This window comes from uncultured Lamprocystis sp., from assembly GCF_903933125.1.
Lineage (GTDB): Bacteria > Pseudomonadota > Gammaproteobacteria > Chromatiales > Chromatiaceae > Thiodictyon.
The window spans coordinates 1-18,057 of record NZ_CAIZIZ010000074.1; the positions used below are offsets into that span (position 1 = coordinate 1).

The window sequence follows — 18,057 nt, forward strand, 5'->3', positions numbered from 1 at the left end:
CGGAAAAGGGGGCTTGATCATTAATCCGGCCAGACCCAAGCCGGCCCGCGTCGCGGCCGGGGGCCCAAAGGTAGGATCGGCCCACCGCCGCGACGGGCTGCCCCAACGACCGGGTGGCCGGAATGATGATCAAGGCCTGCGCGCGCACAACAGACCGGAGGTCGAGGCTTCAGCCGGACGCGGCACCGCCGCCCGCTAAAGCGTCGGCCTCCAGTTGCGTCGCTCGAATCCCCGGAGGTTGAGTCCGCGTGGTACGAAGTTCTTCGGAAATCGTCTTAACCGACGTGAAGGGGCGACTAAAGTCGCCCCTACAGTCGCCCCTACAGTCGCCCCTACAGTCGCCCCTAGGAACTTACAGGCATGCGCGGTCGGGGCCTTTGTTCCCGATCATCGCGTGAGGCCGCTGCCACGCACGCACCTCAGGTCGCGGGGTGCGGGGGAGAGTCTTCCGTGGCCGTTCGCCGCGGCTGAACCTTGAACCCGTCATCCAGTTCCAACCGTGCATCGAACCGATGGCCTTGATCATCGCTGAAACCCTTGATCAGACGCGTGCGCCGGTCGCGGATCAAAGCGGCGATCTGCACGTCGGTCAGCCGCTTGCCGGAGACCTCGCGCAGCACCGCGAAGTCACAGCCGGCCCGATAACGGTCGCAACCGAAGCCCCGGTGGCCCTGAATGATCCGACCCTGACCGCATTTGGGGCAGGCCAACCCGATCAGGGCCGGCGCCTCAGCCGCGGGGACCGGCACCGCTGCATCGATACCGCTCGCAGGCGCTTGCGCTGGTGCCGGGGGCTCCGCAGCCGGGGTCGATGCCGATGCGGGTCCAAATTCGAACGCGACCTTGCCGTCTTCACCCAGCCGCAGCATGGCGCTGAAGGCTTTGCCGCCCTTGGATTGAAATCCATCGAGCGGGCCGATCCGGGTACCCGCAACCAACTGGCGCACCTGCTCTTTGCTCAGTTTCAATCCGGCGATGGTCTTCCACACCGTGAAAGTGCAACCCTCCCGATAGCGACTGCACCCGAAGGCCCGGGCGGTCTCCTGGATCTCGCCCTGCTTGCACAGCGGGCAAGACCCCAGCCCAGCCGCCCGCGGCGGGGCCGACTTGCGGCCGCCGCGAGCCGCCGTGCCCGACCGCCCGCCCTGGGCTCGGGCCGCCTGCGCCGTCGCCACCTGTTCCGGGCTAAAGGCCGGCCCCGCCCAGACCTTGGGGATCAGGTCGCGGACCAGGTCGACGATCCCCTGATAGAACGCGGCCACCGGCCGACGGCCCTCCTCCACCTCGCGCAACTGCTGCTCCCAGGCCGCGGTCAACTCCGGACTCTTGAGCGGCAGGGCGACCCGCTCGATCAGCACCCGGCCCTTCTCGGTGGCGCGCAACAGCTTGCGCTGGCGCTCCACATAGCCGGTACGGATGAGCTTCTCGATCATTTCGGCGCGGGTCGCCGGGGTACCGAGCCCGGATGCCTTCATCGCCTGGGCCAGATCCCGATCCTCGATGGTCCGCCCGGCATTCTTCATGGCCGCCAGCAAGGTCGCGTCGGTGTAGGGTCGGGGCGGGCTGGTTTCGCGCTCGCAGACCTCGAGCCGATCCACATGCACCGTCTGACCGACCGTGAGCGGCGGCAGGGTCTGATCCTCGGCGGGCGCGTCCCCGGCATCCGCGGTGCCCTGCTCGCCGGACGTGGCCAGACCCGATCCGGCGACCGGCCCCGCGGCCGGTGCACCCGCACCGGCGGCGACCGTCCAACCGGGATCCATCACCCGCGCCCCGCGGGCAACAAAATCGGCCCCGCCAATATCGAGCCGGACGCGGGTCTCCTCCACCACCTGATCGGGCAAAAAGACACAGACGAACCGCGTCTGCACCAGGTCGTAGACCCGCCGCAGCGGACCGTCCAAGCCCGCGGGCACCCGCCGGCCGGTGGGCAGGATGGCGTGGTGATCGGTCAGCTTGGTCTGATCCACATAAGCGCGGCCCAGCCGGTGACCGGCCTGGAGCCGGGCGAGCGCGACCGGGGCCTGGGGATGGTCGAGCCCCTGCAGGATCCCCGGCAGTTGATCCACCAGGTCCTCGCCGATATGACGACTCTCAGTCCGCGGATAGCTGATAAGCTTATGCGTCTCATAGAGCGCCTGGGCGAGTTCCAGAACCTGCGCGGCAGTGAACCCGAACCGCCGGTTGGCATCCCGCTGGAGCGTCGTCAGGTCATAGAGCGGCGGCGGGCGGTTGTGCTGAATCTGTTGTTCCAGTTCAACCACCGTTCCCGTCCGGTGGGGCGCCAGTGCCTGATGCAGGCGCTCCGCATCCGCTTTCTTGTCGATCCGCGTCTGCCCGCCCTTGCTGTAGCGGGCACGAAAACCCTCGGCCAAGTGCGCCACCAACTCGTAGAAAAAGACTTTCTGAAAGCGCGCGATCTCGGCGTCCCGCGTGCAGATCATCGCCAAGGTCGGGGTCTGAACCCGGCCGATGGTGCACAGCACCCGGTTGTGCACCGTGTAGGCGCGGGTCAGATTCATCCCCATCAGCCAGTCGGCCTGCGACCGAGCCCGCGCCGCGCGCGCCAGATCGTCATAGGCGCTGCCGGGTCGCAGTGACCGCAAGCCCGCCCGGATCGCCTCATCGGTCAGACTCGACACCCACAGCCGATCAAACGGCTTGCGGCAATGCGCGTGCTCATAGATCAGCCGGAAAATATGTTCGCCCTCGCGGCCGGCATCCGTGGCACACACCAGACGCGCATTGGCCGGGTCGTTGATCAACCCCTTGACGATCTTGAACTGCACCGCCGTCTTGGGCGCGAGCTTCAGCCGCCAGTGCTCCGGGATCATCGGCAGTTGGCCCGCGGACCAGCGCCCTTTCCACAGCGGGCCATAATCGTCCGGCTCCGCCAGATGAACCAGATGCCCCAGCGCCCAGGTCACGCAGTAGCCGTTGCCCTCCAGAAACCCCTGGCCCTTGCGGTTGGCGCCCAACACCCGGGCGATATCCCGTGCCACGCTGGGCTTCTCGGCGATGATGACGGTACTCATGGTACGGATTGACAGAACTTGCCGGACAATTGATAAGCTAGTGTCCATCGATCGCCGATCATGGGACCATGGGAACCGTGAGCCGAACCACCCAAACCCGGCCGGAGGCCATTATGCGTCGCTATCTCCGTCATCCGACCGATTGTCCAGTCGACATCGGCCTGAGCGATGTCGTGCGCGACCGCGAATACCTGCGCAACATCAGCCGCGGCGGTCTGTGTTTCATCTCGACGATACCCATCGACGCGGGCGCCGCGATCCACATCGAGATCCCGATCGTGGAACCAGTCTTTGAGACCGACGGCATTGTCGCCTGGTGCCAGCCGATCACCGACGGCTTCGAGGTCGGAGTCCGCTTCGCGGACCGGGACCAGAACCAGCAGCGCGTGGTGGAGCAGGTCTGTCAGATCGAACAGTTCAAGCGCGAAATCTGGATCCGCGACGGCCGGGAGCTGTCCGGGGAGGAGGCGGCGCTGGAATGGATCCATCGGCACCAGGCGGAGTTGACGGTCTGATCACAGGTCAGTGCTGGTCGTCTGCCCCGCCGGACCCGCGATGCGAGGCGAAGGCCATCTTGTCCAGCACCCCCATCATCACCGCCGACACCACGAACGTCAGATGGATGATCACGTACCACATCAATTTATCGTTCGGGATCTGCGGAATATTGACAAACGCCTGCAACAGATGAATCGACGAGATCGCTACGATGGACGCGGCCACCTTCAGCTTCAGCGTCCCGGCATCGAGCTTGCCCAGCCAGTCCAGCTTGTCGTCGCCCTCTTCGACGTTCAGCCGTGACACGAAATTTTCGTAGCCCGAGAACATCACCATCACCACCAGGCTGGCGACCAGACTCAAGTCGATCATCGCCAGCACGACCAGGATCATGTTCGCCTCGGACATCTCCAGGATATGGCTGAGCAGATGCCAGAGTTCCTGGAAAAATTTCACGCCGAGAACCAACAGGGTCAACGAGAGCCCCAGATAGATCGGGGCGAGCAGCCAGCGGCTCCCATACAATAATCGTTCGACCAGACGTTCCACAGTAAGCAACTCCAGAGGTTTCGATGCGCACCCCGCCCGGCAATCAAGCGCTGTCGGCGGGGTGGCCAAGACGGACGCTAGTTTCCCCGGTGCGGCGGGGGGCGTCAACGTGGCCCACACGTACCCGGCCGATGCCAGCGTCTTGTGGGATGGATAAGCGCAGCGGGCCTTGATCGTAATCCCGGCCAGCGGTCTGCGTAGTCAGGGCTTCCAGCCCTGACGGTGTCAGGCCAGGATGGCCTGACTACGCACCCGGCGAGCCCAAGTGGCCGGAACCTTGATCGAGGCTGCGCAGCGTATCCACCATCAGCCTCGCTGCCGGTTGGGGCGCGCCGCACAACAGACCGGAGGTCGAGGCTTCAGCCGGACGGCGCACCGCCGCCCGCTAAAGCGTCGGCCTCCAGTTGCGGCGCCCGAATCAGCGGAGGTTGAGCCCGCGTGGTCCGAAGTTCTTCGGAAATCACCTTAGGCGGACGCCGCTACGCGCACCGCGTTCTACGGATGAATCGTCGGGCAAGACAAGTATGCCCCGGATACTTGCGCAAGATCAGTGAATCGGTGACGGATTCGTTGCATGATCGTCCGGGCGCTCCGGCACGCCGCGAGCCCGTAATCTTGGGCGCGTCGACAGACTCCGAACCATAAGACGAGGGGAACCACCATGCATGTTCTACCCGGCATCTTGCTCAGCCTGGCACTGATGTCCGTCGCACTCGCGCCTGCCCAGGCCAGCACGAACTGGCCGACGCCGCCGACCGTGGTCGACACCAACCCGCAGGTGTCCGGCCCCCTGACCGGCGGCACCGCCGATCACCGCAAGTTCGAGATTTTGCAGAAGCCATTCGCCTCAGGTCCGGAGGTCACCAAGGCGTGCCTGAGTTGCCATACCGAGACCGGCAAGCACTTCATGAAGAATATTCACTGGACCTGGGACTACAAGGATCCGGTGACCAACCAGCAACTGGGCAAGAAGTACCTGATCAACAACTTCTGCACCAATGCCCGCGGCAACGAGGGCATGTGCGCCCAGTGCCACGCCGGCTACGGCTGGAAGGACGAGAGCTTCGATTTCACCAACGAAGGCAACATCGACTGCCTGGTCTGCCACGACCAGACCGGCACCTATTACAAGACACCCAACAGCACCGGTAACGCGGCCTGCTCGGTGATGTTCGAGGGCAAGCCGGCCATTGATCTGAGTTTTATCTCACAGCGCGTGGGCCTGCCGGAGCGCGCCAATTGCGGTGCCTGCCACTTCAACGGCGGCGGCGGCGACAACGTCAAGCATGGCGATCTCTCGTCCGCGCTCAAGAGCCCATCGCGTGCGCTGGACGTGCATATGTCGCCCCAGGGTCTGAACTTCGCATGCACCGCCTGCCATGTCACCAAGAATCATGTCTGGGCCGGCAGTCGCTACGACGTCATCGCCAAAGACCAGGAGGGCCAGGGTAAGCCCGGTCAGCGTCGCGACGTGGCCACCTGTGAATCCTGTCACGGGATCACCCCTCACCAGAGCGGCTCGATCGAACACCGCAAACTCAACCATCATGTCGCCTCGGTCGCCTGTCAGACCTGCCACATCCCCGCCTTTGCCCGCGGCGGCGTGGCGACCATGGTCGACTGGGACTGGCGCACCGCGGGCAAGACCAAGGACGGCGAAGGTTACCATGAGCACGGCTACACCCAGGGCAACGGCCAGGAGCGCTACACCTACAAGTCGATCAAGGGCAACTTCACCTACGCCGAAAACGTCGTTCCCGAGTACGCCTGGTTCAACGGCCAGATGCACTACACCACCATCGACACACGCTTCGATACCAACGCTCAGCCCATCGCCATCAACGCCTTCGACGGCAGTCGCGACGACATTCGCTCGCGCATCTGGCCCTTCAAGCGGATGCATACCTGGTTACCCTTCGATACCGGTAACGGTACCCTGGTCTATACGCACCTGTGGGGTGACGACAACGAGGCCTACTGGGGCAACTACGACATGGGTAAGTCGATCGCCCGCGGCATGAAGGACTTCGGGCTACCCTACTCCGGCCAGTTCGGTTTCGTGGAGACCACCTCCTTCTGGCCCATCACCCACATGGTCGCCCCCAAGGAGGACGCGCTGGCCTGTCGCGAGTGCCACTCCCAGAATGGCCGTCTGGCCACGGTGGAGGGCGTCTATCTGCCTGGACGGGATCGCAACTATTGGCTGGATTTGGCCGGCGTCCTACTGGTGTCGGGCACGATCGGCGGGATCCTGGCTCACGGCCTGATGCGCCGCCTGCTTCGCAAACACCACAAGGGGGAGAATCACTGATGGCCACGCGCCGCGTCCTGATTTTTTCGATTTTCGAGCGTTTCTGGCACTGGACCCAGATGGCCCTGATCATGACGATGCTGATCACCGGGTTTGCCATTCACGGGCTTTACGTATCGATGCCTTTCGACACGGCCGTGACCCTGCATACGCTGGCCGCCCTGGCACTGCTGGCCCTGTGGATTCTCTCCACCTTCTGGTTGTTCACGACCGGAAACTGGAAACACTACATGCCCACCGCGGAGGGGCTGGGCCAGGTACTGCGCTTTTATTCCTACGGGATCTTCCAGGGCGAGCGCCATCCTTACCGGAAGGCGTATTGGCGCAAGCACAACCCGCTTCAAGCCATCGCGTACCTGGCGCTCAAGCTGGTGCTGTTCCCAGCCATCTGGGTCTCGGGGCTGATCTATCTGTTCTACTTCGCCTGGGGCGACGTCCCCTTCGCGGCGGCCGGGCTGGGGTGGGTCGCCCTGATCCACACCGCCACGGCCTATGCCATCCTGACCTTCGTCGTCATCCATGTGTACATGCTGACCATCGGACATTCGTTCGCAGCGCATGTGGCCCCGATGCTGACCGGCTTCGACGAGGTCGATCTGACACCCGAGGAAGAGGCTTACCTGACCGCCGATGAGCCAAGCCATATCCGTTGAGCTTAGGCGATTCCCAGGAATAAGCATCCCAATTGCGCATGCTTGCGAGATCCGCAAGGGGTTTTAGGGGCGACTGAAGTCGCCCCTACATGCTGGTATATCTTTTCCCGGAAATCACCTTAGCCACCCAGGACACCCCCGTGGGAGCGGCCTCCGGCCGCGATGAGGACCATCGTGAACCCGCCACGACCCCGGCGTAGCCCTGTCGCGGCCGGAGGCCGCTCCCACGACAGACGCTCCTGTCCCGGCGGAAGCTGAAACTGAAGCCTTGGACGATTTCCGGGGAAGGATCGACCGGAGTTTGGGGGCGACTGAAGTCGCCCCTACAAGCTCAATAAGACCGCCGCACTTCCAGCACATCCGGGGTCTGCGCCAGCTTGGCGAGCAGGCGCTCCAGTTGCTCCATATCCCGCACCTCGACGGTGAACCGCATGGCCGCGGTGTCGGTGGTGCGCTCAGAGTGGGTGTTGACGCCGATCACGTCGACATCCGCATCGGCAAAGACCGATGAGACGTCGCGCAGCAGCCCCTTGCGGTCCGCCGCGATGACCAGAATGTCGACCGGATAAGCGGCGTCCGCGGGCTGGTGCGCCCAGCGCACCCGCACCAGTCGATCGGCCTCGTTCGGCGGGAGGTGGCGGACATTGGAGCAATCCCGCCGGTGAACGGTGACGCCGCGCCCGCGGGTGATGAACCCGACGATGGCGTCATAGGGCACCGGCTTGCAGCAGTTGGCGATCTGCGTCAACAGGTCGTCCACTCCCTCGACCACGACGTCCCCGGCACCGGCGCCCGACTTGGCGGGAGCGCGCGTGCGCGCCTCCGGTTCACGGCTCTCCCCCCGGCCCTCCCGCGACTCCCGACCGTCCTGAAGGCGCGGCTCGCCGACCTGGCGCGCGACCACACCCACCGCCAGATCGCCCCGCCCCAGGGCGGCCAGGACATCCTCGCCGCGCTTGAAATTGTTGCGGACGGCGAGTTGATCGATCTGGAGCTTCTCGACGATGCCCAGGCGCACCAGTTCCTTGTCCAGTGCGCTGCGCCCCAACTGCACGTGCAGATCATGGTCTTGCTGCTTGAACCACTGGCGCACCCGGTTGCGGGCCCGCGCGGTGGTGAGATATCCCTGGTGGGGGCTCAGCCAATCCCGACTGGGGGTCGCGTTCTTCTGGGTGAGGATCTCGACCGTCTCACCGCTGTTGAGCGTATAGCTCAAGGGGACGATCCGCCCGTTGACCCGGGCGCCGCGGCAGCGGTGACCGATCTCCGAGTGCACCGCATAGGCGAAATCCAGCGGCGTGGCGCCCTTCGGCAGTTCGATCACCTTGGCCTGGGGGGTAAGCACATAGATGTGGACCGGCTCGAACTCGGACTTGAAGCGCTCCAGGATATCAGTGGCGTCCTCGCCCTCACTCTTGAGTTCCAGGAAGTTGCGCATCCAGACGATGCGGCGTTGAAACTCCGCATCGTGGCCCTTCTTGGCCTCCTTGTAGGCCCAATGGGCAGCGACCCCCAGTTCGGCATGGCGGTGCATCTCATGGGTGCGGATCTGGATCTCCAGCGGCTTGTCGCCTGGGCCGATGACCGCGGTGTGCAGCGACTGGTAGAGGTTGCCCTTGGGGCTGGCGATGTAGTCGTCGAACTCCTTGGGAATGTGCCGCCAGAGTCCGTGGACCAGCCCCAGGGCGGCATAGCAGTCGGCGACCGTATCCACCAGCACGCGGACGGCGCGCAGATCGAAGATCTCACCCAGATCGACGCCCTTGCGCTGCATCTTGCGCCAGATGCTATAGATATGTTTCGCCCGGCCGGTGACTTCCCCCTTGATCCCGGCCTCCGCAAAGGTCTGTTGCAGGGTGGCGATGATGTCGCGGATGTACTGCTGGCGCTCCTCGCGCCGTTCGGCGATGGCGCGGACCAGGGCCGCATACTCCGCCGGCTCCAGATAGCGCAGGGCCAGGTCTTCCAGTTCCCATTTGACCTGCCACATGCCCAGCCGGTTGGCCAGCGGGGCATAAATGCGCTGGGTGTCGCGGCTGATCCGGGCGCGCCGCTCGGGCTCCAAATCCTTGATGGCGCGCATCAGGTGCAGCCGTTCCGCCAGTACCACCAATACCACCCGCACGTCCTCGGCGATGCCGAGCAGCAGGCGCCGCAGGTTCTCCTCGTGCTCCTGCTGGTCCTTGGCCGCGATGATCGACTCGACATTGGCGATCTGGCCGATGCGCGCCAGATCACCGACCATGCGGGCGATCCCCGGACCGAACCGATCGGCGAGCTTAGCCTCGGTCAGATCCCCCTGATCCATGCAGCCGTTGAGCAGGGCGGCGATCACGGTCTCGTGATCCATGCGCAACCGCGCCAGGATGTCCGCGGTGGACAGCACATGGCGCACATGGGTCTCGCCGGTCTCGATGCGGCGATCACCGCGACACCGGGTCAGGGCGGTGCAAGCCCCGGCGATCAGCTTGAGTTCTTCAGTTCCGTAGTTGCACGCGAGGTTGTCCAGCCAATGGCGGATCGCACCATCATCGCCGATGTCCGGCGCGGGCAGGTTGTAGACGGGTTTGACCATGGGGAAGCCTCCGGTTGCCAGCCACCATTTGCCATCACCTCAAGCCGCCTCAGTCCAACACATGACTGACCAGCCCATCCGCCAGCTTGGGCTCGAACCAGGTGGACTTGGGCGGCATCACCTCACCGGAGTCGGCGACCGCCATCAGATCCTCCATCCGGGTCGGATGCAGCGCGAAGGCGACGGCCATTTCGCCCGAGTCCACCCGCGCACGCAGCGGCGCCAGGCCGCGGATGCCGCCGACGAAGTCGATCCGCTCATCGCGCCGGGGATCGACGATGCCCAGCACGGGTTCGATCAGATTGTCCTGCAGCAGACTGACGTCCAGCCGGCCGACCGGATCATCATACGGGATGCGGGCCGGGTCCAGCGCGAGTCGGTACCAATGACCGCCCAGATACATGCCAAACACGCCCGGACACTCCGGATGCACCGGCCCCACCGCACCCTCGACGGCGAAGGGCACCGCCAGACGCTCCATCAGGGCGTCCGCAGTCAAGCCATGCAGATCACGCACCAGGCGGTTGTAAGCCAGAATCTGCATCTGATCATGCGGGAAGATCACCGAGAGAAAATAATTATAGGACTCCTCCCCGGTGTGGTGCGGATTGGCGGCGCGGCGCGCCGCGGCCACCCGCGAGGCCGCGGCCGAACGGTGGTGACCATCCGCCACGTACAGCGCGTCCAGCGCCTCGAAGGCGGCGGTCAGCCCGTCGATCACGGCCGGGTCGGCGATGGGCCAGAGTTCGTGGCGCACCCCCTCGGCGGCGACGATGTCGACCTCCGGAGGCGCGGCGCTCACCCGCGCGAGCACACTGTCGATGGTCGACGTGGCCCGATAGACCAGGAACACCGGGCCGGTCTGGGCATTGAGCACGTCAATCTGGCGGACCCGGTCATCCTCTTTCACGGGGCGGGTGAACTCGTGCTTCTTGATCCGCTCCGCGTCATAGGCCGCCACCGAGGCGGCGGCGACCAGACCGGTCTGCACATGGCGGCCCATGGTCAACCGATAGCAGTAATAGCGCGGCGCCGGGTCGCGCACCAGCACGCCCACCGCGAGCATCTCGTCCAGGTTTTCCCGCGCCTTGGCATAGACCGCCGGCGCGTACGGATCGGTCTGCGGCGGCAGGTCCACCTCCGGACGCGAGACATGCAGGAAGCTCCAGGGCCGGCCGGCGACCATCGCACGCGCCTCCTCGGCGTTCATCACGTCATAGGGCGGGGCAGCGACCTCGATGGCGCGACCGGGAGCCGGGCGCAAACCGGCGAAAGGCTTGATCAGCGACATGACGGGGACTCGGCTATTGGTCATCGCGAAACAGGTTTCACAAAAATGCAACCGGCTCGGGCAGATCGCGGCCCCGGCAGGTCGCCCGCGACTGCCCTAGCGGGCGGGCGGGGCATACAGGATCCCCCCGTTCAACCACAAGGCATTCAGGCCGCGCTTCATCTTGAGCGCCGACCCCTCACCCAGGTTACGCTCGAAGACCTCGGCATAATTACCGACCTGATCGATGATCCGGTAGCTCCACCCGTGATCCAGCCCGAGCAGCTTGCCGCTGGCCCCGTCCACATCGAGCAGCACGCGCAAGTCGGCGGATTGGGCGCGGGCGCGCACCTGATCGACATTCTTGGAGTCGATGCCGGCCTCTTCCGCGTTAATCAGCGTAAACAGGGTCCAGCGCACGACATCGAACCAGCGGGCGTCATCGCGCCGCACCGCGGGTGCCAGCGGCTCCTTGGAAATCACCTCGGGCAGGATGCGGTGCGCACTCTCGCTCCCCAGCGCGGCACGCACCGCATGGAGCTGGGAGTGATCGGCGGTCAGCGCGTAGCAGGTCCCGTCCAGGTAAGCCTTGGTCGCGGCCTTGATATCCGGGAATTCCTTGAGGTCCAGATCCTTGCTGTGAAGCCTGAAATAGGCGCGTACATCGTCCGGCCCGGTGGTATCCGCCAGGGCGCAGATCGGCTTCTTACCCAATTCCAGCGCACTCAGCGTATTGGTCTCGCGGCCGACCATAAAGCCCTGGCCGTCGTAATAGAGCGTCGCGACGAAGACGATCTCCAGATCGAGATCGCGGGACAGATTCCAGGTCGTGTTGCGCGAGAGCAGATCGATCTCACCCTCGTTCAGCACATCGAACCGGTTGGCGGTCGAGATCGGCACCAATTCCACCTTATCCTTGTGACCGAGCACCGCCGCGGCCACCGCCCGGCAGAAATCCACATCCAGCCCGCTCCAGACGCCCTTGGCATCCTTGTAAGAAAGCCCCGGCAATTCGCCGTTGACCCCGCAACGCAACACCCCGCGCTGCTTCACATCCGCCAGGGTATCCGCCTGGGCCGCGGAGGTCAGACCCAGGGACAGGACAACCAAGACCAGGGCGGCAAGCCAGCGAGACGGCTGATGCATGGTGAGGCTCCAAGGGATTCGATCGGGTGGCAATCACGCGTTGGGCGCGGACCCGGCGCCTGAGCCGGCCGCCGCAGGCACACCGGGCTGATGGCGCTGCGGCCGATAGTGTACCAGCATGGACGGCTGGGGTTCTCTGGTTCCCACGCGCTGCAGCAGTTCCAAATTTGGGTAGCCGCCGCCAATAACGTGCCGACCGCGAGGCTGATGGTGGATGCGCTGCGCTTATCCACCCTACGAAACCGGCTCCGCTGTAGGGTGGATAAGGCGCGCCGCTCGGTGTCAGGAACCCGGCACGGCGGTCACGCGCGCCGCATCCACCAGGGGTCGCGCGATGCCGCCCAAATTTGGAATTGCTGCACGCGCTGGGTCCAGGTCGTCAGGAATGGCGAACCAGGTAGCGCATCGGTCCGCGTCGCCCAGGGCTCCGTGGGAGCGGCCTCCGGCCGCGATGGGGCCGCGGCGGGCCGCCGGTATCCGAAGTCCCCGCGCCATCGCATCGCGGCCGGGGGCCGCTCCCACGGGGGATCTTCATCGTCCGGGAGGCGCGCTCCCCAACACGCGCTCGATCTCCGCAACGATCCGCTCGCCCGCCCGCCCATCCCACAACTCCGGTACCGCGCCACGCTGCCAGTCCCCGGCGAACAGCCGGTCAAGCGCCGGCGCCAGCTTGGCGGGGTCGGTGCCGATCAGCGCATTAGTGCCGATGCTCACCGTCTCCGGCCGCTCGGTACTGTCGCGCAGAGTCATGCAGGGCACGCCTAACACCGTGGTCTCTTCCGTAATGCCCCCGGAGTCGGTGATCACCGCCTTGGCGTGCTTGACCAGATAATTGAATTCCAGATAGGACTGCGGCTCCACCAGGTGCAGGTTCGCCGGCAGGTCGGCCAGGTCGCGCAGGGTCTTCGCCGTGCGAGGATGCACCGGAAAAATAACCGGCAGCCCCCGCGTACCGGCACCGATCGCCGCCAGCAGCCGCGCCAGGGAGCCGCTGCCGTCGACGTTGGCCGGCCGATGCAGGGTGACCACGAAATACCCGCCCGGCTGCAATTCCAACGCATCCCAAAAGGGCGGCGGCTGCAATCGGTCCAGGTTGGCCAGCAAGGAATCGATCATGGTATTGCCGACAAAGAAAATGCGCTCCTCTCCCACCCCCGCCTTGCGCAGGTTGGCATTGGCAAAGGCGCTGGTGGTGAAGAACCAGTTGGTAATGGCATCCGTCACCATCCGGTTGATCTCCTCCGGCATGGTCCAGTCGCCCGAACGAATACCGCCCTCCACATGCGCCACCGGCACGCACAGCTTCTGTGCCGCAATCGCGCACGCCATGGTCGAGGTCACATCCCCCACCACCAGACACAGCCTGGACGGCGCCGCCAGCAGCAGCCGCTCATAGCCGATCATGATCGCCGCCGTCTGCTCCGCCTGAGTACCCGACCCCACCTCCAGATTCACATCCGGCGCCGGAATGCCCAACTGGACAAAAAAATCGCCCGACAGGCGGGCGTCATAGTGCTGGCCGGTATGCACCAGACGGTACCGCAAGGGTCCGCCCGCCGCCGCCCGGGCCTGCAGCGCCCGGATGATCGGCGCGATCTTCATGAAATTCGGGCGGGCGCCCGCGATAATGTCAATGAGCATAGTTAAATCAGTCACAGGAAACGTCAGTCTCTTTCAGCGGAATCGCGTTTTGACATTGCCCCTAGGCCTCCGAACGCCAGAAACAAAAAAACCGAGCCTTCGCTCGGTTTGGTTAGCCCGTTTCGCTCCAATCAAGATCCAGCCGGCATCTGTTCCCGGAGAGGACCACCTCCAAACAGCGCGACGGTAGGCTCAGACCGAATTGCGAATGCCAGTGATCGGCAACGATGCGCGGCTCGCCACCCGACACCTGCCAGCGGGCCGCCTGCCCGCCCGACAGACGCAGGCAACCCTGCATACCCTCGCCATCAATCGTGACTTCGATCGCGGGATGCAGATGAAACCTGGTGATCGCCGAGCGGAAATCGCCCTCGACGGTATCGATCACGTAGCATCGGCTGGCGGTCATCCGCCAGGTGCGGCGGTGGACCGGCCGACCCGGCAATCGGCAATAGCCGTCGTGGGCGGCCAAGACCTGCACGGCTTCCTCCAGCGGCAGTTGACCCGGCAAGCGACAAAACCGCGCTTGAGCCCGTTCCAGGGTCACGTCGAAGGGTCGGGCCCGGCGGGCGACGCGGAAGCCGCCCCAGACCTCACTGGAATCGGCGTTGTCGATCTGCACCGTGCTATGTGCGGCAGTGCCCCGCTCGGCCAAGCGCTCGGGGCTGCTGCCGTAGCGAGAGGTGCCGCCGTTGACGATCACCCGCTGGCCGAACAGTGAGAGCTCGAAGGACAGGGTATCCGCATGCGCATGACCCGGCAGATAATCCGGGCCGATCGGCGCCACGTCCAGCAACGCGACCGCGGGACCGGTGGCCAGACGCACATAGCCGGAGGCGAGCAGCCAGACCGGACTGGGTGGGGCGGCGGCTGTGCTCGTGACGCGGAAGGTCCGCATGACATTCCCACGCTGGCGCCTGGGAGCGAGAGCGGCCTGGCCCAACCGCCGACCATAGTCGACCAGCTCCGCCAGGTTCGGGGCAATCCCAAAGGCCGCATCGTTGAAGAACGCGATCTCACCGTCCGGATGGCACAGAACCTGTAGCCAGTGCGTCATGGACGCTGCGCAGGCCCGATAGCGCCCCAGCGCCTCAGGATCGGCTGTTCCCGGATAAGCACCGGCCAGGTTGATCAGATCCAGCACATCCTCCAGCAGGATGGCGTGGTACATGGGGCTGCGCTCAAAGTGACCGCCGTCGGGCAGGACTTGCTCACCCAACTCGCGCCGCAGCAGGCGGCTACCCAGCGCCAGCCAGTCGTCCGCTTCCGGCCCAACACCAAAGGCCCCGGCGAAAACCAAGGCCTTTGCATTCGCGAACAAATGGTTGCCGAGCAGGTGATATTCCAGACGTCGGCTCAACCAACGGGCCTGGACGGCGAGGCTCTGGTGGCACGAGGACGGGAGCCCATGACCTGCCAACGACCACTTGATCCAATTGACGATGCGCAGCGCGGTCGGATAAGGCTCCCACCCGTTGCCGATACCGGGCGGGTTCTCGGCCACCCAGCGTTGGAGCAGCGCCAGGTGCCAGTCCCGCCGTGTCGCCGCGTCGGCCGCATTCAGATCATCGAAATAGTGCAGGTTGTAAAGCCAGAGCTTGTCGCGAGCCGGATCGTTCCACGCGTCCGGCCCGGCAGCCTGATGGGTTTCATTCAGAAACCGGAAGGTCTCCGGCCCCTGCATCGAGACCGACCGCGCCGCCGGAGCGCACCACTGGCCCGTGGTCGGGCGCGGCAGCGGTGCCGGGCGGCGATTGGACTTGGGCCGATAGAGCCGGAACCACAGCCGACCGTAAAACTGCACCGGGCGCAAATAGCGCAACGTGTGCCAATAGCGACTGACCATCACTGATCGCGCCTGCCGACCTGCTCCAGCACAGCCAACATCTTGCGAGCCAAAGCCGTGCGCTCGTAGCGCGGCGCGGCGGCCAGGCAATTGGCCCGCAGGCGCTGGTAGAGCGTCCGATCCTGGGCCAGACGCAGCACGCCGTCGCACAGCGCCTGGGCGTTCTCGGGCTCGAATACCAGACCCAGATCCTCCCCCGCAACAATCGCGGCGGATTCACCGGCCACCCCGTGCAGCACAGGGATACCCATGCCCATGCACTCGAACAGCTTAGAGGGGATCACCTGAGTAAAATTATCGGCCTTGCGCAGATGGATGATCGAGACATCCAGCAGGGACCAATAGCTCAACACCTCGGCCTTGGGCACCGTATCCAGGAACAGGACCGTATCCAGGCCCATCTCAGCCGCCTGCGCCTTCAGCGCGGCTTTCTGGGCGCCGTCGCCCAGCAGCACAAAGCGCACCTGGGCGCCTGCGGGATAAGCACGCATCAGGCACGCCGTCTCCAGCACTGTCTCCAAGGCATGCGCCATGCCGTGCGTGCCGATGTAGCCGGCGACGAACCGGTCGGCCAGGTCCAGCCGCGCCACCAGCGCCGGATCCCGTTCCATCGGCTGGAAACGGGTCAGATCAACACCATTGGTGACGACGTGAATCCTATCGCTCGCGATGCCACGGCGAATCAGATTGCGCTTGAACGACTCGGTAACGGCGACCACCGCCGCCGCCTTGCGGTAAAGAAACAACTCCAGCCGCTCCATCAGCCGCAGAGCGGCCGAATCCTTCATGGCACCAACCGTCTTGATCGACTCCGGCCAGAGATCGCGCACCTCGAACACAAAGGGTCGCCAGCGGAATACCGACACCATCCAGGCCGCACAATTGGTAAAGAACTGCGGCGAGGTGCCCACGATAACGTCCGGCCGCCGCTGCACCAGCCCGGCCAGAAAGCCGGTGACCATAAACGACAGGTAATCCAGCGTCCGCCTGGCGAACCCCGAGTTAGAGGCGATATAGGTCCATACCCGCAGCACCCGGATGCCGTCCATCGTCTCACGTTGCCAAAGACGGTTGCGGTAACCGGGAAAAACCACCCCCTTCGGAAAGTTCGGTGCCGTAGTGATCACCGTCACCTCATGGCCCGCCTTCACCCACTCCCGGCAATGCTCAAAGGTCCGCGAGGCCGGCGCATTGACCTCCGGTGGAAAGTTATCACTCAAGAACAGAATGCGCACATCGACTCCTTGGATCCATGACTCTCACACTCAAACCGTCGTAGGTCGGGTTACTGTGCGCGCCAACCACATGTTATTCAGCGCTATCCCGTGCCGCGCGCACCTAACCCGATCGACGGGATCGGTGCGCAAACAGGAGCGGGATAAATAATGACAAGGTCGCGTTCACTCCCCGCGACTCGCGACCTCGATCGCCACCCGGCTCACCTCCAGGATCTCCTCCGGCGGAATCGGCGACGGGCTGCCGTTGCGCAGGGCCTGCACAAAGGCCGCGGCACAAGCGCGCTGGCCCTTGTCCTGACGCCACAGGTTCAGCCTCTTGAAGCCCGGCCAGCCGAAACCGGTCAGTCGGCGGAAATTATCCAGTTGCAGCACCCGCCCGGCGGCAAAGACCTCCAGCCGTTCCTTGGGGAACGCCTTGCTGCCGTTCGCCAGATAGTGAACGGTACCGAGCGAGCCGTCCGCGAAACCGAGCTGGATGCTCACCGAATCCCCGCTGATCGAGTCCATCGTCAACACCTGTGTCCGCACAATCGAGGCTCCGGCCAGAAACATTAGCAGATCAATGAAATGGCACGCCTCGCCGACGATGCGCCCGCCGCCGGCCACCGGATCCTGGGTCCAGTGCTCGGGCGGAATAGCCCCCGCGTTCACCGTCATCACCAACGCCTTAGGCCCCGTCACCCCTGCCAACAGCGACTTGATCTTCTCCACCTGCGGCGCAAAGCGGCGGTTAAAACCCACCATCAGCATCGGCGCACTCATCTCGCTCCCACGCTCCAGCGTGGGAGCAGGTGCGGACGCTCCAGCGTCCAGTCCGCCGCCGGGACGCGGAGCATCCGCCCCACACGCCCACGCGGAGCGCGGGACCGAAAGCGACACAGCCTCCGCAATCTCTCCCAGCTCACCCAAAGTCAAACACAGCGGTTTCTCAACAAACACCGCCTTACCCGCCGCCAACCCCTGCAACACCAGCCGCGCATGGCTGTCATGCCGCGTCGTGATCACCAGCGCATCCGCTTGCGGATCGGCGAACAGCGACTCGGTATCCGTCGTGGTGCGCGCGAAGCCGAACTTGCGCGCCGCATGCACCCCACTCACCCCGCCGCTGGAGGCCACCGCCACCAGTTGGGCGCCCGCTGCCTTAAAGGCCGGAATCAGCACCCCGGTTGCATAACTCCCCGACCCGATAAAGCTCACCGCCCCCCGCTGGCCCCGTTGACCGCTCTGGCTCCCACGCTCCAGCGTGGGAGCAAGCGCGGACGCTCCAGCGTCCAGTCCGCCAGCGGGACGCGGAG

12 protein-coding genes are annotated in these 18,057 nt (G+C 65.0%); 3 read left to right on the forward strand and 9 right to left on the reverse strand.

Features of this window, described 5'->3' with window-relative positions:
- Positions 1-419: 419 nt before the first annotated feature.
- A complete protein-coding gene (locus QZY03_RS03115; RefSeq protein WP_295578220.1) occupies positions 420-3,035 on the reverse strand; it encodes a type IA DNA topoisomerase in 2,616 nt (871 codons plus the stop codon).
- A gap of 113 nt (positions 3,036-3,148) precedes the next feature.
- Between QZY03_RS03115 and QZY03_RS03120 the strand changes: the two genes are divergently transcribed.
- Positions 3,149-3,550, forward strand: a complete 402-nt coding sequence (locus QZY03_RS03120; RefSeq protein ID WP_295578221.1) for a PilZ domain-containing protein — start codon at positions 3,149-3,151, stop codon at positions 3,548-3,550.
- Positions 3,551-3,557: 7 nt separating this feature from the next.
- Here QZY03_RS03120 and QZY03_RS03125 read toward each other — a convergent pair whose 3' ends face one another.
- A complete protein-coding gene (locus QZY03_RS03125) occupies positions 3,558-4,082 on the reverse strand; it encodes a TIGR00645 family protein (protein WP_295578223.1) in 525 nt (174 codons plus the stop codon).
- Between the two features lie 661 nt (positions 4,083-4,743).
- On the opposite strand from QZY03_RS03125, the gene QZY03_RS03130 reads away from it, so the two are divergent.
- The gene (locus QZY03_RS03130; RefSeq protein WP_295578225.1) at positions 4,744-6,393 is read left to right on the forward strand and encodes a tetrathionate reductase family octaheme c-type cytochrome; all 1,650 of its coding nucleotides are present in this window, start codon (positions 4,744-4,746) and stop codon (positions 6,391-6,393) included.
- Entirely contained in the window at positions 6,393-7,046 is a 654-nt protein-coding gene (locus QZY03_RS03135) for a cytochrome b/b6 domain-containing protein (RefSeq protein WP_295578227.1), read from the forward strand. Before QZY03_RS03130 ends, QZY03_RS03135 begins: the two co-directional genes overlap by 1 nt.
- A gap of 331 nt (positions 7,047-7,377) precedes the next feature.
- On the opposite strand, the gene QZY03_RS03140 is transcribed toward QZY03_RS03135, so the two are convergent.
- The 7 genes from QZY03_RS03140 to QZY03_RS03170 all read right to left on the reverse strand — a co-directional run.
- A complete protein-coding gene (locus QZY03_RS03140) occupies positions 7,378-9,621 on the reverse strand; it encodes a bifunctional (p)ppGpp synthetase/guanosine-3',5'-bis(diphosphate) 3'-pyrophosphohydrolase (RefSeq protein WP_295578230.1) in 2,244 nt (747 codons plus the stop codon).
- A 49-nt stretch (positions 9,622-9,670) separates the two neighbouring features.
- A complete protein-coding gene (locus tag QZY03_RS03145) occupies positions 9,671-10,912 on the reverse strand; it encodes a DUF1015 family protein (RefSeq protein ID WP_295578232.1) in 1,242 nt (413 codons plus the stop codon).
- Between the two features lie 96 nt (positions 10,913-11,008).
- Positions 11,009-12,037: an amino acid ABC transporter substrate-binding protein gene (locus tag QZY03_RS03150; RefSeq protein ID WP_295578234.1), complete on the reverse strand. Its 1,029-nt coding sequence runs from the start codon at positions 12,035-12,037 to the stop codon at positions 11,009-11,011.
- 531 nt (positions 12,038-12,568) lie between these two features.
- Entirely contained in the window at positions 12,569-13,678 is a 1,110-nt protein-coding gene (gene wecB, locus QZY03_RS03155) for a non-hydrolyzing UDP-N-acetylglucosamine 2-epimerase (RefSeq protein ID WP_295578237.1), read from the reverse strand.
- 112 nt (positions 13,679-13,790) lie between these two features.
- A complete protein-coding gene (locus QZY03_RS03160) occupies positions 13,791-15,524 on the reverse strand; it encodes an alginate lyase family protein (RefSeq protein WP_295578239.1) in 1,734 nt (577 codons plus the stop codon).
- Entirely contained in the window at positions 15,524-16,759 is a 1,236-nt protein-coding gene (locus QZY03_RS03165) for a glycosyltransferase family 4 protein (RefSeq protein WP_295578242.1), read from the reverse strand. The genes QZY03_RS03160 and QZY03_RS03165 overlap by 1 nt, the downstream gene beginning before the upstream one ends.
- A 165-nt stretch (positions 16,760-16,924) precedes the next feature.
- The coding region (locus tag QZY03_RS03170) for a Gfo/Idh/MocA family oxidoreductase (RefSeq protein ID WP_295578245.1) at positions 16,925-18,057 on the reverse strand (1,133 nt) is incomplete at its 5' end.